Origin of the sequence: Actinoplanes sp. NPDC023714 (genome assembly GCF_040639855.1) — a bacterium.
Classification (GTDB): Bacteria; Actinomycetota; Actinomycetes; order Mycobacteriales; family Micromonosporaceae; genus Actinoplanes.
Genome location: NZ_JBFAAR010000004.1, coordinates 33,942 through 56,583 on the forward strand (window position 1 = coordinate 33,942; position 22,642 = coordinate 56,583).

The 22,642-nt window shown below is 70.6% G+C and carries 21 protein-coding genes; 13 read left to right on the top strand and 8 right to left on the bottom strand.

Annotated features, from left to right (window positions below; genetic code table 11):
• From AB0G10_RS19485 to AB0G10_RS19505, 5 genes are all read left to right on the top strand, one after another.
• Positions 1-613 (top strand): hypothetical protein (locus tag AB0G10_RS19485; RefSeq protein ID WP_360923165.1); only part of this gene is annotated, 613 nt, incomplete at its 5' end.
• A 411-nt stretch (positions 614-1,024) separates the two neighbouring features.
• Positions 1,025-1,933, top strand: a complete 909-nt coding sequence (locus tag AB0G10_RS19490; RefSeq protein WP_360923168.1) for a threonine/serine dehydratase — start codon at positions 1,025-1,027, stop codon at positions 1,931-1,933.
• Positions 1,934-1,963: 30 nt separating this feature from the next.
• Complete coding sequence (locus AB0G10_RS19495; protein ID WP_360923171.1) at positions 1,964-3,028, top strand: hypothetical protein; 1,065 nt, start codon at positions 1,964-1,966, stop codon at positions 3,026-3,028.
• 58 nt (positions 3,029-3,086) lie between these two features.
• Positions 3,087-3,695: a GTP cyclohydrolase II gene (gene ribA / locus AB0G10_RS19500; RefSeq protein ID WP_360923174.1), complete on the top strand. Its 609-nt coding sequence runs from the start codon at positions 3,087-3,089 to the stop codon at positions 3,693-3,695.
• 61 nt (positions 3,696-3,756) lie between these two features.
• Positions 3,757-4,368, top strand: coding sequence for a M15 family metallopeptidase (locus AB0G10_RS19505; RefSeq protein ID WP_360923177.1), 612 nt, complete (start codon positions 3,757-3,759; stop codon positions 4,366-4,368).
• 21 nt (positions 4,369-4,389) lie between these two features.
• Here AB0G10_RS19505 and AB0G10_RS19510 read toward each other — a convergent pair whose 3' ends face one another.
• On the bottom strand, positions 4,390-5,448 hold the full coding sequence (locus AB0G10_RS19510; RefSeq protein WP_360923180.1) for a type I glyceraldehyde-3-phosphate dehydrogenase: 1,059 nt from the start codon (positions 5,446-5,448) through the stop codon (positions 4,390-4,392).
• A gap of 489 nt (positions 5,449-5,937) precedes the next feature.
• Here AB0G10_RS19510 and AB0G10_RS19515 point away from each other — a divergent pair, with 489 nt between their 5' ends.
• Complete coding sequence (locus AB0G10_RS19515) at positions 5,938-6,801, top strand: VOC family protein (RefSeq protein ID WP_360923183.1); 864 nt, start codon at positions 5,938-5,940, stop codon at positions 6,799-6,801.
• Here the strand turns inward: AB0G10_RS19515 and AB0G10_RS19520 are convergent.
• Together AB0G10_RS19520 and AB0G10_RS19525 are read right to left on the bottom strand one after the other, a co-directional pair.
• On the bottom strand, positions 6,703-7,470 hold the full coding sequence (locus AB0G10_RS19520; protein ID WP_360923186.1) for a sulfite exporter TauE/SafE family protein: 768 nt from the start codon (positions 7,468-7,470) through the stop codon (positions 6,703-6,705). The genes AB0G10_RS19515 and AB0G10_RS19520 overlap by 99 nt on opposite strands.
• A gap of 66 nt (positions 7,471-7,536) precedes the next feature.
• Positions 7,537-8,334, bottom strand: a complete 798-nt coding sequence (locus AB0G10_RS19525; RefSeq protein WP_360923189.1) for a class I SAM-dependent methyltransferase — start codon at positions 8,332-8,334, stop codon at positions 7,537-7,539.
• 102 nt (positions 8,335-8,436) lie between these two features.
• On the opposite strand from AB0G10_RS19525, the gene AB0G10_RS19530 reads away from it, so the two are divergent.
• The 5 genes from AB0G10_RS19530 (at position 8,437) to AB0G10_RS19550 (ending at position 14,927) form a co-directional block, all read left to right on the top strand.
• A complete protein-coding gene (locus AB0G10_RS19530) occupies positions 8,437-9,462 on the top strand; it encodes an aspartate-semialdehyde dehydrogenase (protein ID WP_360923192.1) in 1,026 nt (341 codons plus the stop codon).
• A 79-nt stretch (positions 9,463-9,541) separates the two neighbouring features.
• The gene (locus tag AB0G10_RS19535) at positions 9,542-9,814 is read left to right on the top strand and encodes a hypothetical protein (RefSeq protein WP_360923195.1); all 273 of its coding nucleotides are present in this window, start codon (positions 9,542-9,544) and stop codon (positions 9,812-9,814) included.
• Positions 9,815-10,140: 326 nt separating this feature from the next.
• Positions 10,141-12,630 carry a hypothetical protein gene (locus tag AB0G10_RS19540; RefSeq protein WP_360923197.1) on the top strand — a complete coding sequence of 830 codons (2,490 nt, stop codon included), beginning with the start codon at positions 10,141-10,143 and terminating at the stop codon, positions 12,628-12,630.
• 76 nt (positions 12,631-12,706) lie between these two features.
• On the top strand, positions 12,707-14,164 hold the full coding sequence (locus AB0G10_RS19545; RefSeq protein WP_360923200.1) for an RNB domain-containing ribonuclease: 1,458 nt from the start codon (positions 12,707-12,709) through the stop codon (positions 14,162-14,164).
• A gap of 103 nt (positions 14,165-14,267) precedes the next feature.
• Positions 14,268-14,927, top strand: coding sequence for a lytic transglycosylase domain-containing protein (locus tag AB0G10_RS19550; protein WP_360923203.1), 660 nt, complete (start codon positions 14,268-14,270; stop codon positions 14,925-14,927).
• 34 nt (positions 14,928-14,961) lie between these two features.
• Here the strand turns inward: AB0G10_RS19550 and panB are convergent, their stop codons facing one another.
• On the bottom strand, positions 14,962-15,792 hold the full coding sequence (gene panB, locus AB0G10_RS19555; protein ID WP_360923206.1) for a 3-methyl-2-oxobutanoate hydroxymethyltransferase: 831 nt from the start codon (positions 15,790-15,792) through the stop codon (positions 14,962-14,964).
• Between the two features lie 101 nt (positions 15,793-15,893).
• Positions 15,894-17,666 (bottom strand): NAD+ synthase, encoded by a 1,773-nt coding sequence (locus tag AB0G10_RS19560; RefSeq protein ID WP_360923209.1) that lies wholly within the window; start codon positions 17,664-17,666, stop codon positions 15,894-15,896.
• Between the two features lie 112 nt (positions 17,667-17,778).
• Here AB0G10_RS19560 and glnA point away from each other — a divergent pair, with 112 nt between their 5' ends.
• Positions 17,779-19,131, top strand: a complete 1,353-nt coding sequence (gene glnA / locus AB0G10_RS19565; RefSeq protein ID WP_360923212.1) for a type I glutamate--ammonia ligase — start codon at positions 17,779-17,781, stop codon at positions 19,129-19,131.
• A 170-nt stretch (positions 19,132-19,301) separates the two neighbouring features.
• Here the strand turns inward: glnA and AB0G10_RS19570 are convergent, their stop codons facing one another.
• On the bottom strand, positions 19,302-19,988 hold the full coding sequence (locus AB0G10_RS19570; protein WP_360923217.1) for a hypothetical protein: 687 nt from the start codon (positions 19,986-19,988) through the stop codon (positions 19,302-19,304).
• Positions 19,989-20,011: 23 nt separating this feature from the next.
• A complete protein-coding gene (locus AB0G10_RS19575; RefSeq protein ID WP_360923220.1) occupies positions 20,012-20,620 on the bottom strand; it encodes an RNA polymerase sigma factor in 609 nt (202 codons plus the stop codon).
• A 205-nt stretch (positions 20,621-20,825) separates the two neighbouring features.
• Here AB0G10_RS19575 and AB0G10_RS19580 point away from each other — a divergent pair, with 205 nt between their 5' ends.
• A complete protein-coding gene (locus tag AB0G10_RS19580) occupies positions 20,826-21,251 on the top strand; it encodes a DUF350 domain-containing protein (RefSeq protein WP_360924935.1) in 426 nt (141 codons plus the stop codon).
• Between the two features lie 406 nt (positions 21,252-21,657).
• Here the strand turns inward: AB0G10_RS19580 and AB0G10_RS19585 are convergent, their stop codons facing one another.
• Positions 21,658-22,608 carry a zinc-binding dehydrogenase gene (locus AB0G10_RS19585; RefSeq protein ID WP_360923223.1) on the bottom strand — a complete coding sequence of 317 codons (951 nt, stop codon included), beginning with the start codon at positions 22,606-22,608 and terminating at the stop codon, positions 21,658-21,660.
• Between the last annotated feature and the right edge of the window lie 34 nt (positions 22,609-22,642).

Genomic DNA, 22,642 nt, shown 5'->3' on the forward strand with positions numbered 1-22,642 from the left:
GCGTGCCCGTGTCGGCGAGATGGACCTCTCCGAGCTCGACGGGGTCGCCGAGTCGATCCTCTCCAGCCCACAGACCCGTCGCCTGGCCCAAGAAGCCATGCGTGCCCGTGTCGGCGAGATGGACCTCTCCGAGCTCGACGGGGTCGCCGAGTCGATCCTCTCCAGCCCACAGACCCGTCGCCTGGCCCAAGAAGCGATCAAAGGTGTCCTCACCAAAGTAAATTCGCGCCTGGACTTCAGTAGCAAGCTTGGGGCAATCACGCACCTGCATCAGGAACTTGTCGATGTGATCTCGTCAGCCGGAGTAGATCTCGATCTCGCTGGCACGCCTGTTGTAGATCGACCCGAGCGGAACTCAGATGCTTCGCCTACGGCGCCCGAGACAACGATCAGTCCTGCAGTAACCGCGCCACATGCTGTGGATCTGAAGCAGGCGTGGGCGATTTTGACCGCTTGCTACATCGTTATTGCCGTGGTCCAGCACCTGGCGAGCTATCTCCATGCGGCCGATCCCACCTTCGACGTCGAGAAGTTCGTAGATCACCACATCAATGCGCTCGGCGGCGCGGGTGCCATCGTGAGCGTGTGGGCCTTGATGAAGAAGCGGTCCTAGCCTTCAGCATTAAGGCCACCGACCCGCGAAGATCCGCTAATTACGCGAGGCAACTCTCTCTCGCCCTGTTACCTGGCCCGAACGATGTCCGCCGAGCTACCCCCTCGTGTCATCCCGTCCGCCGTCGACCCACGGCGCCCAGGAGCAGGTCTGCTCGGCTTCGCCTGGGTCGTCGGTGGTCGGGATGACACCCTCTCATCCCAGAAGCCCGAGCGCTCCCGCCGGAGCACTCGGCCTTGTCGTGCGTCAGGAATGCTGCGGCAGCGGCCGGGCCGCGCGCCGCGGGTGTGCGGCGCCTTGATCTAGTACAGCCAAATTCGGCAACGCTCGCCGGTCGCCACCTGAAGCTGCTCGGCAGCTGAGCTGTCTGCTCGCGCCGTGTCTCGTGGGGCACGGCCTAGAGTCTTCTGCATGATCGACGTTGAGGATGTGCGGGCGGCGGCTCGTCGGATCGGCGGGCGGGTTCGGCGCACGCCGGTGGTCGCGGCCGGGGCGGACCGCTGGTTCAAGCTTGAACACCTGCAGCACGCCGGCTCGTTCAAGACCCGGGGCATGTTCAACCGGATCCTCGCGGCCTCGGCCCGCGGCGAGCTCACCGACGCCGGGATCGTGGCGGCGTCCGGGGGGAACGCGGGCCTCGCGGCGGCCTGGGCGGCGCGCGAGCTGGGTGTGCCGGCCGAGGTGTTCGTGCCGGTGACGGCGCCGGCGGTCAAGGTCGCGAAGCTCGGCAAGCTGGGCGCGCGGGTGGTGCAGACCGGCAATGAGTACGCCGAGGCCTATGCGGCGGCGCAGTCCCGTACGGATGCGCTCTTCTGCCATGCCTATGACGACCCGGACATGGTGGCGGGGAACGGGACGATCGGCCTCGAGTTGCTCGACGATGTGCCGGAGGTCGACACGGTGCTGGTCGCGGTCGGCGGAGGTGGCCTGATCGCCGGGGTGATCGCCGCGATGAGGCCTGCGGTGCGCGTCGTCGCGGTCGAGCCCTCCACCTCGCGCGCGTTGCACGCCGCTCTGGAGGCCGGCTCGCCGGTGGATGTGCCGGTCTCCGGAGTGGCGGCCGATTCGCTGGGGGCACGGCGCGTCGGAGATATCGCCTTCGAAATGGCTAAGGCGGGACAAATCACCTCGGTGCTCGTCTCGGACGACGCGATCGTCGAGGCGCGCCGTCAGCTCTGGGACGACTACCGGATCGCCGTCGAGCACGGCACCGCGGCGGCGCATGCGGCTCTGATGTCCGGTTCCTATCAGCCGGCCGCCGGCGAGAGGGTGGCGGTCCTGCTCTGCGGGGCGAACACCAATCCGTCCGATCTGGCCTGATTCGCCCAGCCGAGCTGCGAAGCTCGGACGGTGACCAGTTTCCGCCGCTTCGCGCTCGCGGTCTGCGTGATCGGGATGCTCGTCCAGCTTCTGCTCACCGCCTACTACCTGGGCATGGGGCACAAGGCGGCGCCGCACCGGCTGCCGGTCGGCCTGGTCGCCACCGGTGAGCCGGCCGAGCAGGTCCGGACGATGCTCGAGGCCGAGGACAAGTTCGCGGTCCGGGACTTCGGCTCGGTGGACGCGCTCACCACGGCGATCCGCGAGCGCGACGTGTACGGCGGCGTCGACCTCACCGAGGACACGCCGATGCTCTACGTCGCGAGCGCGGCCGGCGCCTCGGCGGCCACCCTGCTGAGGGCCACCTACACCAGCGTGATGCAGCAGCAGACCGCGAAGCAGCTCGCCGCGCTCGCCGAGGTGAGCGTGGCCCAGGCGGAGGCGCTGATCACGCCGCCCCCGGTCACCGACGTGGTCCCGCTGCCGGCCGACGACGTGAACGGCGTCTCGCTCGGCTTCCTCACCCAGGCCTTGTCGCTGGGCGGCTCGATCGCCTCGATGGGTCTGGGCCGGCTCATCCCGAAGGCCCGCCGGTCGTGGAAGCGCGGCGTCCTCCACCTCTCCCTGCTGATCCTCTACGCGATCGGCTCGGCCGCCGCGGTGCTCTGGTCGATGAGCTGGTTCAACGTCGGCGAGGGCGCGAATCAGACCGAGATGCTGCTGATCTTCTCGTTGATCTCGCTGGCGATCACCGGCTCGACGGCCGGCGCGGTGGCGCTGATCGGCCCGGCCGGCGCGCTGGTCGGCATCTTCTACTTCACGATCGGCACGGTGATCTCCGGGGCCAGCATCCTCCCGGAGTTCCTGCCCACCTTCGGGCGGCGGCTCGGCGAGAACCTGCCGACCGGCGCCGGCGTGCAGGCGGTCCGCGACAACCTCTACTTCCCGGACGCCCCGATCGGCGGCCACCTGCTGGTCCTGGCCCTGTACGCGACGATCGGCTGCCTCGTCGTGCTGATCACCAACATCCTGCCGAACCGGAAGAACAGCACCTCCGAGCTCAACATCGGAACCGCAACCTCCCCGCTCTCATGAACCGCACGGCCGGGTCGATCCGTACTTGACTTGAAGCATCAAGTGCAGGGGAGAAAGCATGCCGGTCCGTACGCGCGTCACCGTTCCGCTCGAGTTCGCCGATGGCTACCGCACCACCGCCGAGGTGATCACCTTCACCGGCCTGGCCGACGGCAAGGAGCACCTCGCCCTGGCGCTCGGCGACGTCTCGTCCCCCTCCTCGCAGGCTCCCCTCGTACGCATGCACTCGGAATGCATGACCGGTGACGTCTTCGGCTCCCAGCGCTGCGACTGCGGGCCTCAGCTGCGGGAGGCCGTCGAGCGGATCGCGACGGCCGGGGGCTACCTGCTCTACCTGCGCCAGGAGGGCCGGGGCATCGGGCTCTACGCGAAGCTCGACGCGTACGCGCTGCAGGACCTCGGCATGGACACCTACGAGGCGAACCGGGCGCTCGGCCACGCCGACGACGAGCGTGACTACACGGCGGCCGCGCAGATGCTCACCACCCTCGGCGCGACCGAAATCGATCTGTTGACCAACAACCCGGACAAGTCGCGGCAGCTCCGCGATCTCGGCATCTCGGTGCGGTCGGTCCGGCCTACCGGGGTGCACGCTTCGGCGGCCAATGTCCGGTATCTCCAGGCCAAGGTGGCGCACACGCAGCACACGATCGAGCTGGCCTCCTAGATTTTCTTTCTTTCCCGGGCGGCGGCCTCAGGTTTCCGCCCGGGAGCCGAACGGTTCTGACGTGGGTATCGAGGGAGTGAACCAGCGCATCGCCGACATCCAGAGCCGGATGATCGCGATGCAGACGCAGCAGGCCACCGCCACCCAGCAGCGGACGGCGACCTCCGGTCCCGGTTCCACGAGCGGCGCCGCGTTCGCCAATCAGCTCCAGTCGGCCATGACGTCGGCGGCGGGCACGCCGGCCACCGACAAGGTCTACAAGCTGAACAGCAAGGGCGTGCCGGAGGACCTGGTCGCGTACGGCAACGGCAAGATCCCCGAGGAGGCGCTGGGCCGGGTGGGCCAGACCGGACACAAGCTCTGGGCCCCCGCCGCCGAGAACCTGAACCGCATGATCGAGGACGCCAAGCGCGACGGCGTCGACATCGGCATCACCGACTCCTACCGCCCCTACTCGGAGCAGGTCGACCTGGCCCGCCGCAAGGGCCTCTACTCCCAGGGCGGCCTGGCCGCGAAGCCCGGCACCAGCGAGCACGGCTGGGGCATGGCGACCGACCTCGACCTGAACGCGAAGGCCCTCACCTGGATGCGCCGGCACGCCAAGGACTACGGCTTCGTGGAGAACGTGCCGCGCGAGACCTGGCACTGGGCGTACCGCCCCAAGTCCGCCTGACCCACGCGTCGGCGCGGGCGGCTAGGCCGCGCTCCAGCTCACGTGGCTCGACGGTACGGGTAAGCGCTCGCCCACCAGCTTCGCGAGGTCGAGTAATCGGTTCGAGAAGCCCCATTCGTTGTCGAACCAGCCGCGTACCTTCACGCCGCCGTCCGCGGTGGTCTGCGTCCCGGACGGGTCGAAGAGGCAGGAGGCCGGGTTGTTCTTCACGTCGATCGAGACGGTCGGGTCGGGGTCGTACGCGAGGATGCCCCGCAGCGGCCCGGCCGCGGCCTCGGCCATCGCCCGGTTGACCTCCTCGACCGTGACCGGCCGGTCGGTCTGGCCGGAGATCTCGGCGAGCGAGCCGATCGGGGTCGGCACGCAGTAGTAGCTGTAGCGCATCTCGCCGATCTCCGGCAGCGCCACCCGGACCAGGTCGCCGACCACGTGGTTGTGCGGGATGATGCTGTCCGCGCCGGCCCGGCCGAGCCGCGGGTCGTCCCGGGACGTGCCGATCACGGTGTCCTGCACCCGCTGCCAGCCCTGGGTCGCGAGCATGACCGAGGTGTGCACGGACCCGAGGCCGAACCGGTCGAGCAGCACCTTCGCCATCACGGTCAGCGCGTTCACGCCGCACGACGCGGGGGAGACCACGTCGTGCACGGCCGGGTCGTAGCTGTCGTGGTTCGCCCCGAAGACCAGGAACGCGTCCGGGTCGTCGGCCGACGCGCTGATCACCACCTTGCGCGCGCCGCCGTGGGTGATGTGCGAGCGGGCCGCCGCGCCGGCCCGGAACCGGCCGGTCGCCTCGATGACGACGTCGACGCCCTCCTCGGCCCACGGGATCCGCTCCGGGCGCTCGTGGTGGTAGGCGCGGATCGTGTGATCGTTGACCACCAGGTAGTCGCCCCGGGCGGTGACGGTGCCCGGGAACGAGCCCCGGATGCTGTCCCGCCGTAGCCCGTAGGCCAGCTTCTCGGTCGACGCGATGTCGTTCACCGCGGCGATCTCCAAGCCGGGCTGAGGCATGGCGGCCACGATCCGGGTCAAGCTTCGCCCGATCCGTCCGAGCCCGTTGATCCCGATCGTGACAGTCATCGAGCGCTCCTCGATCCCGGATGCTTTGTCAGCATTTCCCCCGTGGCCAGGTCGCCCCGTTTCCTCAAGGGTCCACCCCCAGTCACGACACCGACACTAAGAGTTGTGCAACTTGCACGTCAACGGACGACATTCTCACACCGCTCCAGCGATCGACGTCGAAGCCTCACCACCGATGTGGACACGCTCACGTCATGCCTCGGACGTGCCCATCCTCGTCTCACGCGGTGTCCCCAGCGGGCCCCGGAGGGCCGGATCGGCGACGAGCCGCGCGCGGCGGGCTATACCCCGGATCTGCAACTCGCACGTTCCTGTTTCGCGGATCGGATACTCACTGCGTTCACCGGATCTGATCCGCCGCGCCCGCTGATCTCCCGGGCCGGAACAGGCCATCGTGGACGGGGATGATCGGTGGATGCCGCCGTCATCCTTTCGGGTAAATCCGATCCTCCGAGGATTAGACGGGCTCCCACCCCGGTAAGCCGCCGTGTGCACATCACCTATGCGATCGAGGGCGTCAGCATCGCCGCGGCGGACGCCGCGCGGCTCGCCGCCTTCTGGGGGGTCGCGCTGGGTGATCAGGCTCGGCTCACTGATCATTCACGAGCGATCGTACGGGTGACCGCGGGCGTGCCGGCGCGTTCCGAAAGAACACGGGTCCACTTCGGCGTCCGTCTGCGGGCGGACGGTCCGGAGGATCTCCTGGAGGCGGGTGGCTCGGTGACCCACCATCCCGGTCCGGACCCCTGGTACGTGCTGGCCGACCCGGAGGGCAACGAGTTCACCGGCTGGCCGCCCGCCGAGGGCCGGCCGCCCGGAGTGTTCGAGCTGGTGGTCCGGTGCCACGGCCCGAACCGGCTCGCGCACTGGTGGAGCCGCCTGCTCGGCGGCGAGGTGCACGACGAGGGCGCCTCCTCGGTCGTCACCGGGATGACCGGGTTCCCCTGGGAGTTCCTGGTCTTCCAGCACGAGGCCGAGCCGAAACGCGCGCCGAACCGGATCCGATGGCACGTCCGGCTGACCGAGGACGGGCCGGAGGCCCTGCTCGCGGTGGGCGCGATCGTGATGCACCGGCTCGGCGGCCGGCAGTCCGGCGACGACAGCTGGTTGATGGCCGATCCGGAGGGCAACGAGTTCGTCGCGCACGCTGCCCGTGCCCGGATCCCCGAAGGCTTCTCCTCCCGGCCGGATGGCTACCGGCCGGTCGGCGGCCCGGCGGCGGACCGCACCCCCGCCGCCGGGCTTCCGGCCGAACTACCCGAGGAAGGCACGGTAAAACAGCAGCAGGCCGATGGCCGTGCCGAACGTGACGATCACGTACCGGAGCACGCGGGCGGGCATGCGCCGGGCTAGCTTCGCCCCCGCGTACCCGCCCGCCACCGTGGCCGGCGTGAGCACCAGCACGGCGAGCCAGTGCACGTCCGCGAAGACCGCGAAGACCAGCAGGGTGACGAGGCCGACCGTCGCGGACAGCACGTTCTTGAGCGCGTTGATCCGCTTCAGTGGCTCGTCCAGGATCAGCGCGAGCGCCGCGACGTACATGACGCCGAGCGCCGCGCCGAAGTAGCCGCCGTAGACAGCGCCGACGAAGACGACGATCTGGAGGGTGAGCGCGGCCCGCCGCGGCGACATGTGCCGGGGATGGCCGACGAGGCCGCGCAGCCGTTCCTGGAACGCCAGCGTCGCCGCCGCGCCGAGCACCAGGAACGGCACCACCACCTCGAACGCCCGGGCCGGGGTGAGCAGCAGCAGCGCGCACCCGGCGGCCGAGCCGAGCACCGCGGCGACCAGCGCCCGCTTCACCCGGCCGCCCTGGCCGGCGAGGTCGGCCCGGCTGCCCGCGACGCTCGAGACGTAGCCGGGGAAGACCGACACCGAGTTGGTGACGTTCGCGTCGACCGAGGGCAGGCCGGTCGCGATCAGGGTCGGGAAGGTGATCAGCGATCCTCCGCCGGCGATCGCGTTGACGCCGCCGGCGGCGAAACCGGCGACGACGAGCAGCAGTGTCTGCGTCACATCCATGGTGCAGGTGAATCTACGGTGCTTCCGGCGTACGAAGGCTGTGGATCTTTGAAAGACGCGGGCGCCTCAGGCGCGGCAGACGATCTCGCCGTGCGGGATCGCGAAGAAGCCGTCCGGGTCGTCCGCCCACCGACGCCAGCCCGCGGCGATGCGGCGCAGATCAGTTTCGGTCGCGGCGCCGGTGCGCAGGGCGGTCTCGGCCATCTCGGACTCGAGGATGCGGTCCGCCCACATGCCACCCCACCACCGGCGGTCCTCGTCGGTCGCGAAACCCCAGACGCTCGCCGTCGCCGTGACGTCGGTGAACCCGGCCTCCCGGGCCCACGCCAGCATCCGTCGACCGGCGTCCGGCTCACCGCCGTTGCCGCGGGCGACGCGCTGGTAGAGGGCCAGCCACTCGTCGAGCTCGGGCACCAGCGGGAACCAGTGGAAGCCCGCGTAGTCGCTGTCCCGGGCCGCCACGACGCCACCCGGACGGGTGACCCGCCGCATCTCGCGCAGCGCCGCCACCGGGTCGGCGACGTGCTGCAGCACCTGGTGGGCGTGCACCACGTCGAACGTGTCGTCCGGGAAGTCCAGCGCGTGCACGTCGCCGACCGCGAAGTCCACGTTCGCGAGGCCGCGCCGGCCCACCTCGGCCCGGGCCAGATCGAGCGCCTCGGCGGTGCGCTCCAGCGCGGTGGCCCGGCCCGGTGTGATCCGCGTCGCGAGGTCGGACGTGATGGTGCCGGGACCGCATCCGACGTCCAGCAGCGAGATTCCGGAGGAAAGATGCGGCAGGAGGTAGGCCGCCGAATTCTCTGCGGTGCGCCAGCGGTGCGAGCGCAAGACCGACTCGTGATGCCCGTGTGTGTACGTCGCCATGCCCTCGAAGCTAGACCCGCTGTCTCTACTTTTGAGACAGCAATCTCACATAGTGAACAACAAGATTTCTTGGTTCGCAGTTCAGGCCGTATTTTGTTGTCCATGAGGATCGGCATCGTGGGTGCGACGGGACAGGTCGGTGCCGTCATGCGCCGGATCCTGGCCGAGCGCCAGTTTCCAGTGGACCAGCTCCGTCTCTTCGCCTCGGCGCGTTCCGCGGGCCGCACGCTCCCGTGGGGCTCCGGCGAGGTGACCGTCGAGGACGCGGCCACCGCGGACTACCGCGGTCTCGACATCGTGCTCTTCTCGGCGGGCAAGGGCGGCTCCAAGGAATACGCCCCGCGCGTCGCCGAGGCCGGCGCGGTCGTCGTCGACAACTCCTCCGCCTGGCGGATGGACCCGGACGTCCCGCTCGTGGTCGCCGAGGTGAACCCGGACGCGGCCGCCAACCGGCCGAAGGGCATCATCGCCAACCCGAACTGCACGACCATGGCGGCCATGCCGGTGCTCCGGCCGCTGCACGACGAGGCCGGCCTCGTCGCGTTCGTCGCCACCACCTACCAGGCGGTCGGCGGCGCCGGGCTCGCCGGTGTGGCCGAGCTCGACGAGCAGGTCAAGAAGGTGGCCGACCGGGCCACCGAGCTCACCCACGACGGCTCCGCCGTCGAGTTCCCGGAGACCAAGGTCTTCCCGAAGCCGATCGCGTTCAACGTGATCCCGCAGGCCGGCTCGTTCGTCGACGACGGCAGCGGCGAGACCGACGAGGAGCAGAAGCTCCGCAACGAGAGCCGCAAGATCCTCGATCTGCCCGAGCTGCTGGTGTCCGGCACCTGCGTGCGGGTCCCGGTCTTCACCGGCCACTCGATCCAGGTGAACGCCCGCTTCTCCCGGCCGCTGTCCCCGGAGCGGGCCCGCGAGCTGCTCGCCGGCGCACCCGGCGTCGAGCTGTCCGACGTGCCGACCCCGCTGCAGGCGGCCGGCCGCGACCCGTCCTACGTGGGCCGGTTCCGGGTGGACCCGACCGTGGAGAACGGTCTGGCCCTCTTCATCTCGAACGACAACCTGCGCAAGGGCGCGGCTCTCAACGCCGTGCAGATCGCCGAGCTGGTGGCCGCTTCGCTGCGCTGATTTCCTGCGCTGATTTCGCGTTTCCTGCGCTGATTTCGCGGCAAAGGCACCGTCCCTTGTGGGGCGGTGCCTTTTTTGCATGGAAATTTGGGACTTTTTGCCCGAATCGGTAGCGCATGGCCGGTTTTGGCGGCACAGTGATGGAATGAACGACAGTGGGCTCGGCGGAGCAGGCTACTTCTGGTGCCTCCGCGACCACCGGGTTGAGAGCGGCGACCAGGTGTGTCCCGCCCAATACCGGCTCGGTCCCTACGCCACGGCGGACGAAGCGACGCGGGCACTCGACACGGTCGAGAAGCGCAATGCCGAATGGGATGCCGAGGATGCCCGCTGGACAGGGGAAGCCAGCTAAATCCGTCCGGACCTCTCCGGTCGATGGCTCGTTGTCCATGCCGGAGTGAATGCCCTCTCCAGGCGCAGACGTGCCCGCAGTCATTCGCAAGGAGGAACACCTCGATGCCCGCTGCCAAAAAGGCGACGATGAGACCTGCTGTGTCCGCCCGTGGGGGTGGGGGAGGCCGTGCGGCGGCCGCGCCGGCCGCGCGTGGTGCGGCCGCGCGCGGTTCTGCCGCTGCCAAGCCCGCTGCCTCTTCCAAGGCTGCTTCTTCCAAGGGCGCCGCTTCTTCCAAGGCGGTCGCTGCCAAGGCGCCGGCTCGGGGGGCTGCTTCCAAGGCGATCGTGTCCAAGGTGGCCGGTGCGAAGCCGCGTGCTGCCTCCGCCTCTGCCGCTGCCTCGAAGGCCGTGGCTTCCAAGAAGGCCGCTGCTCCTTCTTCCAAGGCGGCCGTCTCCAAGGCCGTTGTTTCCAAGGCTTCTTCCAAGGCCGTTGTTTCCAAGGCTTCCTCCAAGGCCGTCGTCTCCAAGGCTTCGGCGGCCGCGAAGGTCAAGGCTGCTGCTCGGCCGGTCGCCAAGGCCGCTGCTGCCAAAACCGCTTCGGCCAAGGTCGCTGCGAAGTCTGTGGCTGCCAAGCCCGCTGCCCGGACCAAGGCTGCTGCTGCCAAGCCGGTCGCTCCGAAGCAGGCGGTCCGGTCGGTGGAGAGGGCCGCTGCCAAGGGCGCTCGGGCCGTACCCCCGGCGAGCCGGACCACCGCCGCAGCGAAACCTTCCGTCGTGAAGCAGAAGCAGGCGCCGAAGGCCGCCGCGGCAAAGGCCGCCGTGCCGAAGCCCGCCGCGCCGAAGGCCGCCGTGCCGAAGCCCGCCGCACCGAAGGCTGCCGCGCCGAAGGCTGCCGCGCCGAAGGCTGCCGCGCCGAAGGCCGTGCGGGGCGCCGTGGTTCCGGCCGCGCGTTCCGGGCGGGCCAAGACGACCGCCGCCCGGCCGGCCGCCGCGCGGCGGGTCGCGGCCGCGCTGAGCGGTGCACCCGGCAAGGGTCAGGTCACCGTCTCCACCGAGGACCTGCGCAAGATGGACGAGATCGACCCGGCGCAGGTCGAGGACGTACCTTTCGTCGGCAAGTGGTTCCCGTCGAACGCCGGATCGGCCACCCCCGCAGCCGGCTCCGACCAGTGGGGTTCGGACCGCCCCGACCTCGACGCGGTGGGCAGGGGCGGCAACGGTCCGGACGCCGGCGAGCCGCCCACCTCCGACGACGACGAGGACGCGGACGCGGACCGGTTCGAGGACGAGGAATCCGGCCGGTCCGACGTAGCCGCCTCGTCGTCGCTGCCCGAGGTCTCCGAGATCGCCCAGGTGCCGGACGACTTCGACGCTTCGGTGAGTACGGCGTTCATCGCGGGCGTGCCCTCACCGGCGGCCCGTCCCACCGGAGCCCGGGTGGCCAAGGCCGGCCCGGCCCGCACCGCCGGGGCGAAGGTGGCCCAGGGCCGAGCCTCCGTCAAACCGGTCTCGCCCGCCGGGGTGACCGCCGAGAGCGCCGGATCGGTGCCGGCCCCGGAGCCCAAGCCGGCCGCCAAGACGACCCGCACGCCGGCTGCCAAGTCGACTCGTGCGCCGGCCGCGAAGGCGACTCGTGCGCCGGCTGCGAAGGCGACTCGTGCGACGGCCGCGAAGGCGACTCGTGCGCCGGCTGCCAAGGCGACCCGCGGCAGTTCCGGTTCCGCGACGAAGTCGACTGCGGGTGCGGTTGCGGGAGCGGGCAAGGCCGAGAAGGTGAGCGGCAAGAAGACAGCGCGGCCGGCCGCCCCCGCAAAGTCGACCGCCACTAAGTCGACCGCCACCAAGCCGACCGCGGCGGCGAAGGCAAGTAAGGCGACCGCGACCAAGGCTGCTGCGACGAAGGCGACCGCGACCAAGGCTGCGGCCGGCAAGACGACTGCGGCCAAGAAGGTGGCGACCAAGGCGACCGCTACCAAGGCGACTGCGCCTAAGAAGGTGGCTGCCAAGGCGACGGCTTCGAAGGCAACGGCGACCAAGGCCACGGCGACCAAGGCCACGGCGACCAAGGCCACGACCGCTAAGAAGGCGGCGACCAAGGCCACCACGGCCAAGGCCACGACTGCCAAGGCCACCACGGCCAAGGCCACGAATGCCAAGGCTGCTCCGGCTAAGAAGGTGGCGATCAAGGCCACCACTGCCAAGGCGACTCCGGCCAAGAAGACGGCGGTTAAGGCGACGGCTTCCAAGAAGGCGGCGACCAAGGCCACGACTGCCAAGGCCACGGCTGCCAAGAAGGCGGCGACCAAAGCCACCACTGCCAAGGCGACTCCGGCCAAGAAGACGGCGGTCAAGGCGACGGCTTCGAAGGCCACGGCGACCAAGGCTACGACTGCCAAGGCGACCGCGGCCAAGAAGACTGCGGTCAAGGCCACCACCGCCAAGGCTGCTCCGGCCAGGAAGGCGGCGGTCAAGGCTACGGCTGCGAAGACCACCGCGACCAAGGCCACCGCTGCCAAGGCCACCGCCAAGGCGACCGCGGCCAAGAAGACGGCTGCCAAGGCGACCGCGACCAAGGCGACCGCCACCAAGGCGACCGCGACCAAGGCCACGGCGACCAGAGCCACGGCGACCAAAGCCAAGGCTGCCAACTCTCGGGCCGCCAAGCCGAAGGCTTCGACCGGAACAGTCGGGCGTACTGCCGCCAACAAGTCGGCTGCTGCCAAGGCGGGCAGTCCGGCCGGCAACGCCAAGGCCTCGCGCACGACTCGCGCTACGGGGGCGAATGCGGGCGGGAGCTCCGGCCGTACCCCGGCAAGGGTTGGGCGCAAGCGGTAGCTGAAAGAAGGACCAGCGCGGGCCACGCCGAATCGGCGTGGCCCGGTTGCGTGGCGGGGCCTGATAGGAATGTCGGGTGCCGATCAAGAAGGTCATTGCGCCGCAGATCGACTTCTCCGGGTTGCGGCGGGAGTTGCGCCTGCCCGAGGAGTTTCCGGGCGGGGTGCTCGCGGAGGCGGAGGAGGCGGCCAGGTCCACGCCTCTGCCCGAGAACGATCAGACGGACGTGCCGTTTGTGACGATCGATCCGGCTTCGTCGCGGGATCTCGATCAGGCCATGCATCTGAGCCGGCGGGAAGGTGGGGGTTACCGCGTCCGCTATGCGATCGCGGATGTCGCCACGTTCGTCCGGGCAGGTGGGGCGGTTGCGGCCGAGAGTTGGGTACGGGGACAGACCGTCTACCTGCCCGACGGCCGTGTCCCGCTGCACCCGCCGGTGCTCAGTGAAGGCGCGGTGAGCCTGCTCCCGGACGCCGACCGTGCCGCCGTGGTGTGGACGATCGACCTGGACGCGGAGGGGGCGACCGTCGCCGTCGCGCTGGAGCGGGCGCGGGTCCGGAGCCGGGCCAAGCTGGACTATGCGACCGTGCAGCAGCAGATCGACGCGGGTTCGGCGCCGGAGTCGCTCGTGCTGCTGCCGGAGATCGGGACACTGCTGGCACGGCGGGCGGCGGACCGGGGCGCGGTGAACCTTCCGCTGCCGTCGCAGGAGGTCGAGCGGGACGGCGACGGATGGCGGCTGGTGCTGCGGGCGCCGCTGCCGGTGGAGGAGCACAACGCCCAGATCTCGCTGCTCACCGGCATGGCCGCGGCGGCGATCATGCTGGCGGGCGGGGTGGGGCTGCTGCGGACGATGCCCGCCCCGAAACCGGAGGCCGTCGAGAAACTGCGGGCCGCCGCCGCGCCGCTCGGGATCGCGTGGCCGGACGGCGCTTCGGTGGGCGCGGTCGTCGGCTCGGTGGATCCGGCGAACCCGCGGGGCGCCGCGTTCCTGGAGCAGGCCGCGGATCTGCTGAGGGGAGCGGCCTACACGGCATTCGACCTGCCCGACAAATCGGAAATGTCCGATAGGGGAGACGGGGAAGGCCTTCCCGAACTGACCGGGCACGGCGGCGTGGGCGCCCCCTACGCGCACGTCACCGCGCCGCTGCGACGGCTGGCCGACCGCTACGCCACCGAGATCTGCCTGGCCCTGCACGAGAACCGGCCCATCCCGGACTGGGCCCGCGACGCCCTCCCCGACCTGCCGAAGACGATGTCGGCCACCGACCGGGCCGCTTCGGCCGCCGACCGCGGCGCGATCGATCTCGCCGAGGCGGTGTTGCTGGAGCATCGGGTGGGTGAAATCTTCGAGGCGGCGGTGCTGGATCGCGAGGGGCCGTCGGAGAAGCGGCCGCCGCAGGGCACGATCGCCATCGACGAGCCGGCCGTCCGGGCCCGCTGCCAGGGCGATCTGCCGCTCGGCACCCGGATCCGGGTGAAGCTCACCGCCGCCGACCCGGCGACCCGGACGGTCCGTTTCGAGAAGTCCTGATGTGATCGGCGCCACACCGAGGCCCATCGCTGCACAGCGATGGGCCGTGCTTCGTCGTAGTCTCTGCGATCAATCGATCCGCAGAGCGACGAGGGGATGCACGGTGAATCGAGCCCTGACCACGGTGGGTGCGCGTACCGCCTCGGTGGCGCTGCTGCTCGCCGGTCTGGCCGGCGGCGTCCACCTCGGGCGGCAACAGGACACGGCGACCGCCGCCGTCGCGTTCTCCCAGGTCGAGGCCGGTGACATGCAGCTGCTCAAGCAGCGGGAGAACCAGCACGCCGCCGCCCGCGCGATGCGCCGCCAGGCCGAGAACGAGGCCGCCGGCAAGGCCGCGTCCGAGGCGAAGCGGGCCGCCGGTGAGGCGCGCACGCTGGAGAAGAAGCGGATCGCCAAGAAGAAGGCGGCGAGCGCCGGCCCGGTTCCGTTCAACGGGCCGATCCCCGGCTCGTGCAAGGAGTTCAGCGGCAGCCGCGCGATCGGCTGCACCCTGATGCTGGAGAAGGGGTTCGGGATCGCCGAGTTCCCCTGCCTGAACCAGCTGTGGAACAAGGAGAGCGGCTGGAACTACCGGGCCGAGAACCGCAGCTCCGGCGCGTACGGCATCCCGCAGGCGCTGCCGGGCAGCAAGATGGGCTCGGTCGCCGCGGACTGGCGGACCAACCCGGCGACCCAGATCACGTGGGGTCTCGGGTACGTGAAGGGCCGGTACAAGACACCGTGCGGGGCCTGGACGTATTTCCAGAACAACGGCCACTACTGACGGGGGACCGGGCGCACCCGGTCCCCCGTACGAATCAGAAGGTGTGCTCCGCGGCCGGGAACTCGCCGCTCCTGACCTCCGCGGCGAATTGCCGCGTGGCCTCGGAGAGGGCACCGGCCAGATCGGCGTAGCGCTTCACGAAGCGGGGCGCCTTGCCGGTACGCAGGCCGGCCATGTCCTGCCAGACCAGCACCTGCGCGTCGGTGTCCGGACCGGCGCCGATGCCCACGGTCGGGATCGGCAGCTCCTTGGTGATCTGCTTGGCGACGTCGCCGGGGACCATTTCGAGGACCACCGCGAAGGCGCCCGCCTCGGTGACCGCCCGGGCGTCCGCGATGACCTCGGCGCCCTCGTCCTCCCGGCCCTGCACGCGGTAGCCGCCGATGGTGTGCTCGCGCTGCGGGGTGAAGCCGATGTGGGCCATCACCGGGATGCCGGCGCCGGTGATCGCCTCGATCTGCGGGGCCATCCGGCGGCCGCCCTCGAGCTTCACGGCGTGGCAGCCGCCCTCCTTCATGAAGCGGACCGCGGTGCGCAGGGCCTGCGTGGGCCCCTCCTCGTAGCTGCCGAACGGCAGGTCGCCGACGATCAGTGCGGTCTTGGTGGCCCGGACCACGGCCTTGACCAGCGGCAGCATCTCGTCGACGGTGACCGGCAGGGTGGTCTCGTGGCCGTAGACGTTGTTCGCGGCCGAGTCGCCGACCAGGAGGACCGGTACGCCCTGCCCGTCGAAGATCGAGGCGGTGTACATGTCGTAGGACGTCAGCATCGGCCAGCGGTCGCCGCGGACCTTCGCGGCGATCAGGTCGCGGGTGCGGACGCGACGGGTCGGCGGGCCGCCGTACAAGGTGGGAATCTCAGACATTTCGCAAATCTCCTTCCCTCGAGGCCGCTCGGATGCGGTCCCCGGGTACCGCAAATGGTCGCACCGGGGACACCCGAAAAGTCAGAGGTCAGTGGAGGTTTTCACAGGCCTTCTCGAAATGAGTTCGTAATAGGGAGGCGACGGTCCCTGCCGAACGCCTTGCCCGAGATCTTGGTGCCGGGAGCGGACTGCCGGCGCTTGTACTCGGCCAGGTCGATCATCCGGAGCACCCGGTCCACCAGGGCCGCGTCGTTGCCCTGGGAGATCAGCGCGTCCCGGCCGAGGTCGTGGTCGACGTAACCCCGGATGATCGGGTCGAGCACCTCGTAGTCCGGCAGCGAATCCGAGTCCCTCTGGTCCGGGCGCAGCTCGGCGCTCGGCGGCTTCGTGATCGAGTTCTCCGGGATGGGTGCGCCACCCCGGGTGTTCCGCCAGCGCGCGAGCTTCCACACCATGGTCTTCGGCACGTCCTTGAGCGGATTGAACCCGCCGACCGAGTCGCCGTAGAGCGTCGAGTAGCCGACCGCCAGCTCGCTCTTGTTGCCGGTGGTCAGGACCAGGTGCCCCTCCTGGTTCGAGAGCGCCATCAGGATGACGCCGCGGACCCGGGCCTGGAGGTTCTCGACGGTGACGCCGGAGAGGGACATGTTCGCGAGGAACGCGTCGACCATCGGCTGGATCGGCTCGGTCCGATAGTCGATGCCGGTCCGCTTCGCCAGCTCGGCGGCGTCGTCCTTGGAGTGCTCGGAGGAGTAGCCGCTGGGCATCGAGACGGCGAAGACGCGGTCCGGTCCCAGGGCGTCCACGGCGATGGCGGCGACCACTGCCGAGTCGATGCCGCCGGAGAGGCCGAGGATGACCGATCGGAACCGGTTCTTGTTGACGTAGTCCTTCAATCCGAGCGTCAGGGCCGCCCAGACCTCGGCCTCGTCCTCGATGCGCTCGGCGATGCCGCCCTCCCTCCTGCCGGAGATCCCGGCAGTCAGGGCGACCTCGGCCCTCTCGATGGTCATCTCGTCCGGGATCGACTGCTCGACTCGCGGCTTCGCCGCATCGGTCTCGCGAGCCTCGTTCGGCGCGGCGTCCGCGAGGGGCAGATCCAGATCGTGTACGAGGAGACCCTCGCTGAACTGGCCCGCACGCGTGAGCAGCTCGCCGTCCCGGGACACGATCATCGAGTCCCCGTCGAAGACCAGTTCGTCCTGGCCGCCCACCGCGTTGACGTAGGCCACCGTGGCGCCGGCCTCGGCCGCCCGGCGCTGCACGAGCGGCAGGCGCACGTCGTCCTTGTTCAGCTCGTACGGTGAGGCGTTGATGTTGACGACCAGCCCGGCGCCGGCCCGGCGTGCCGCGGTGAACGGCCCGCCCGCCTGCCAGATGTCCTCGCAGACGGTCAGCGCGACGTCGACCCCGCCGAGCCGTACCACGGTCAGCGACGTGCCGGGCTCGAAGTACCGGTCCTCGTCGAAGACCCCGTAGTTGGGCAGGTGGTGCTTGAAGTAGGTGGCGACCACCCGGCCGCCGTGCAGCAGCGCCGAGGCGTCCCGCCGGCCGCTCCCGGCGACCGCGTCCGAGCTGGTGTGCGCCGGCCCGTCGGCGTCCACGTAGCCGACCACCACGGCCAGGTCGCCGAGGCCGTCGCCGGCGAGGTCCGCGGCGAGCTTCCGGAGGGCGTCGCGGGAGGCCGCCACGAAGGAGTTCCGGAAGACCAGATCCTCGATGGGGTACCCGGTCAGCATCATCTCGGGGAAGGCGACCAGGTGCGCGCCGGCGTCGTGCGCCTCGCGCGACCAGCGGCGTACCGCCTCGGCATTGCCGTGAATGTCACCGACTGTCGAGTTCACTTGAGCAAGGGCGATGCGCAGCGTGGGCATGGCCCATATTGTTCCCCGTGTCACGCCCTTTGGATCGCGACCCGGGCCGACGTCACAGGCCGTGCGCAGCGTAGTCTCGGCGGACAGGATCGATACGGCACGAGGGGTGGAAGTGGACCGACAGCAGGAGTTCGTGCTTCGGACGCTCGAGGAGCGCGACATCCGTTTTGTCCGTCTTTGGTTCACCGACGTGCTGGGCACGCTCAAGAGCGTCTCGGTCGCCCCGGCGGAGCTGGAGTCGGCGTTCGAAGAGGGCATCGGCATCGATGGCTCGGCGATCGAGGGCTTCGCCCGGGTCTACGAGTCCGACATGGTCGCCATGCCCGACCCGACCACCTTCCAGGTCTTCCCGTTCGAGGGCGGCGTCAGCGGCGAGAGCGCCCGGATGTTCTGCGACATCCTGCTCCCCGACGGCAGCGCCGCCTGGGCCGACCCGCGCCACGTGCTGCGCCGCGCCCTCGCCAAGGCCGCCGAGAAGGGCTTCACCTTCTACACCCACCCCGAGGTCGAGTTCTTCCTGATCCAGGACGGCGAGAACGACGGCTCGGTGCCGGTCCCGGTCGACAGCGGCGGCTACTTCGACCACACCACCCACGCGATCGCCCGCGACTTCCGCCGCCAGGCCGTGCTGGCCCTGGAGCGGATCGGCATCTCGGTCGAGTTCAGCCACCACGAGGTCGCGCCCGGCCAGCAGGAGATCGACCTGCGCTACGCCGACGCGCTCACCACGGCCGACAACATCATGACGTTCCGGCACGTGGTCAAGGAGGTGGCGCTCTCCCAGGGCGTGAAGGCCACCTTCATGCCGAAGCCGTACACCGACCAGCCCGGCTCCGGCATGCACACCCACCTGTCGCTGATGGAGGGCGAGCGCAACGCCTTCTACGACCCGGAAGACCCGCAGAAGCTGTCGAAGACGGCCCGCTCGTTCATCGCCGGCCTGCTGGTGCACGCCCGCGAGTACACGGCCATCACGAACCAGTGGGTCAACTCGTACAAGCGGCTCTTCCCGCTCCAGCTGCCGGACCGGATCACCGAGTCCCCGGCGTTCGTGAGCTGGGGCCACCTCAACCGGTCGGCGCTGGTCCGCGTCCCGGCGTTCGGCAAGCCCAGCTCGGCCCGCGTCGAGGTCCGCTCGATCGACTCGGCGGCGAACCCGTACCTGGCCTTCGCGGTCATGCTGGGCGCCGGCCTGAAGGGCATCGAGGAGGGCTACGAGCTTCCCCCGGGCGCCGAGGACGACGTGTGGTCGCTCTCGCCGGCCGAGCGCAAGGCCGCCGGTTACGAGGCCCTGCCGGAGAACCTCTCCGAGGCGATCGACGTGATGGCCGGCTCGGAGCTGATCGCCGAGGTGCTCGGCGAGCACGTCTTCGACTTCTTCCTGCGCAACAAGCGGGCCGAGTGGGAGCAGTTCCGCCGCGAGGTCACGCCGTACGAGCGCCAGCGCTACCTCGGCGCGCTCTGAGATCGTGAACGCCGGGCGGCGGCGATCCTCCCCGTGGAGAGTGAGGATCACCGCCGCCCGGCTGGTTCGGCTGCCTGCGCTGGGGTGGGGGCGTACCCCGTTGTCAGCCGACCTTTCAAGGCACCCGATGGACCGCCCGTTCCCCTGATCCGATCCACCGGGTGCCGGTCTCATCCGCCCTGGTAACGGTCCCTTTCCCGGGCCCTGTCCCGGTCGTTCTCATGACCGTCGCCCGGGTAGCGGTCGTCGTCGGAATCCGGTTGGCGCGGCGTACCGAAGCCGGGTCTGACGCTCCCGCTCGGCCCGGCCGCCGGGCGGCGCAGGCCGGAGCAGAATCGCTCGACCCGGTCGCGGTCCTTCTCGCCGGCCCGCCGGACGAGGTCGCCGAAGCGGTCGTCGTCGAGGGCACGGCGGCGTCCGTCCCGGTCGCGTTCGCCGAACTCGCGGCACAGCTCGCCGAGTGACCGGTGCGGCTCGGCCTCCCTCTCGGTCTCCGTTCCCGTCCCCTGCGGCGGGGTGCGGGACGGCTCGGCGTGCGGGGAGCGCGAGGTGGCGGCCGGCGGCGAGGGCGACGGCTCGGCCGAGGAGGGCGCGGAGATCGGGTTGGGCAGGGCGCCGGTCGACGCCGCGAGCGCCACCCCGCCCACGGTCGCGGTGGTCGCGAACGCCACCGCCACGACCTTGACGGTCAGCAGCTTGAGCAGCGGGTTGCCCCGGCGAGCGGGCGCGGGGGAGTGGGCGGCGGCCCGGAACGCGGCCATCGCGGCGGCCTCCCCGGCCAGCTCCCGCTCGGTGCCCGGCGCCTTCGCCGCGGAAAGGAGATCGGCCAGCAGACTCTCCGCGGTCTTCCGGTCCATCGGGCCTCCTCTCTCCTGGCTGCTCATCCCATCTCCTTCAGCGCCGAGGCCGCCAGATGTGTCACCGGCGGTGGTTTGCGCTGCTCAGGGACGTTGAGGCGCTGGGCGAGCCGGCCCAGTCCGCGATAGGCGGCGGTGCGGACCGCGCCGGCGCTCCGGCCCAGGATCCGCCCGGTCGTCCTGGCGTCGAGCCCCACCACGACGCGCAGCATGACGGCCTCGGCCATCTCCTGCGGCAGGGTCGCGATCAGGGCCAGCGCCGCGTCGGTGGTGACGAGCTCGAGGGCGCGCTCGGCGGTGTCGTCGTCGGCGCGCACCTCGGCCAGGTGGTCGTCGGCCGGCCCGGACGGCTGCGGACGCCGGCGCTGGGCGCGCAGCAGGTCCATGGCGCGGTGCCGGGCGATCGTCGCGGTCCAGCCCCGGAACCCGTCCCCGTCACCCTTGAACCGGCGCAGGTCACGGGCGATCTGCAGCCACGCCTCCGACGCGACGTCCTCGGCGTCCTCGCCGACCAGCACCCGGAGATAGCGCAGCAGAGCCGGCTGTTGCAGGCGGTAGAGCTGCCGGAACGCGTTCTCGTCGCCGGCCTGCGCGGCACGCACCACAGCGTCGAGCTCCTCCGATGCCGGCATGCGACCTCCGCCCATCCCCGTATGAGCGCCGACCCCGCCCGGCGCTGTCCGGAACCGCCGGGTAGGCGGGCTCCCGTGGTTACAGCGCCGGACCGCGAGAATGTGTCACAGCCCGGCCCGGAGGAAAAGTTCGGCCGTGCGTTTCGCCGTGGTAGATCGTCTCCGCTACGGTCGGGTGCTGACATCGTGCGACAAGGGAGAAGCCGTGCTGGAAGACCTGCTTGAAGGCGCCGGGCGGAGCATCGTTTTCGGTCTGGTCGGCATCGGCCTGATGGCGATCGGCTACCTGCTGATCGACGTGCTCACGCCCGGCAAGCTCAAGGACCTGATTTTCGTCGAGCGCAACCCCAACGCGTCCCTGCTGCTCGCTGCGAACCAGCTGGGCATCGCGGCGATCGTGTTCACCGCCATCTTCACGAGCTACGACTCGTTCGGCCAGGGCCTGGCCTCGACGGTCCTTTTCGGTCTCGTGGGCATCGGCATCATGGGCCTCGCGTTCCTGGTCCTGGACTGGATGACCCCGGGCAAACTGGGCGAGGTCATCTGCACGCCGGAGCGCCACGGCGGCGCGCTGGTGAGCGCGGCGTCCCACTTCGGCGCGGCCCTGATCGTCTGCGCCTGCATCTCCTGACGACACCCCTGGTCGATCACCGGCGCCGGCCCTCCGCGTCCCCAAGATCTCGAACGCCCGCCCTCCGCCCTCCGCAATCTTGGACGTTTGCTCACCACTTCCGTGATCTTGGACGTTTGCTCACCACTTCCGTGATCTTGGACGTTTGCTCACCGAAATCGGTAGCCAGACGTCCAAGATCGAGAATGGGAGGGGCGGGGCCGGCGGTAGCGGGACGGGACGCGGCTGGTCGGATGTAGGCGGGCGGGCGTGGAGGGGCGGCCTCCCGGTTCCGGGATCTTGGACGTTTGGCCCCGTTTTGGGCGATCTTGAACGCTTGGCAACCGGAATCGGTGGTCGGGCGGCCAAGATCTGCGGCGGGTGCCGCGGGTGCGGGGACGCCGGCGCTGGTCGATACGGGCCGGAATCAGGTGAGGCGGCGCACGTCGATGAGGAGCTTGCCCGCGGTGGTGCGGCTCTCCAGGTCGGCGTGGGCCTGGCCGACGGCGCTCAGCGGGTAGCGGCCGCCCATCCGGGCGCGCAGGACGCCGCGGCCGGCCAGGTGGAAGAGGCGGGCGGCGCTGGAGCGGTAGAGCTCCTCGTCGTCGAGGACGCGCTGGAGGCGGAAGCCGTGGACGCCCGTCGAGGCGGTCATGAGGTCGTCCACCGGCACGGTAGCGGAGACGTCCGCCTCGCCGTACGCGACGATCCGGCCGAAGGGCGCGAGCGCCGCCCGGAGCTGGTCGAACGTCCTCCCGCCCACACCGTCCAGCACCAGGGTCGGCGGGGAGCCCAGCGCACGGCTCACCGCCGTACCCAGATCGGGGTGTCGTGAGTCGACGGCGAGGTGGGCGCCGAGGGAGAGCGCGGCCTCGCGCTTGGAGGCGGACGAGGCGAGCGCGACCACCCGGGCGCCGGCCCACCGGGCGAGCTGGACCGCGAGGTTCCCGACGCCGCCCGCGCCCGCCGTCACCACGACCCGGTCGTCGCCGTCGACCCGGCCCAGGGTGTGCAGGCAGTGCCAGGCGGTCAGGCCCTGCTCCAGGACGGCGAGCGCCTGCTGGTCGTTGACCTCGTCCGGAACGTCCACGGCGTAGCGCCGCAGCGGCGCCGCCACCTGCGCGTATCCGCCGCCGGAGCGCAGCAGCGCGGCCACCCGGCGGCCGTCGGAGCGGAGCCGGCCCACCACGTCGGCGCCGAGCACGGCCGGGAGCGGAGGCCGGCCCGAGGCGCCCCGGCGCAGGTGGACGTCCGCGTAGTTGACCCCGGCCAGCGTCACGTCGACGACCTCGGCGCCGGGACCGGGCACCGGCTCGGGCAGCTCGGCGACGGCGAACACCTCGGGTCCGCCGAACTCGGTGATCACCGCAGCGAGCATGGCTCATTGAAACAGGACGCGGCCGCCGGGCGAG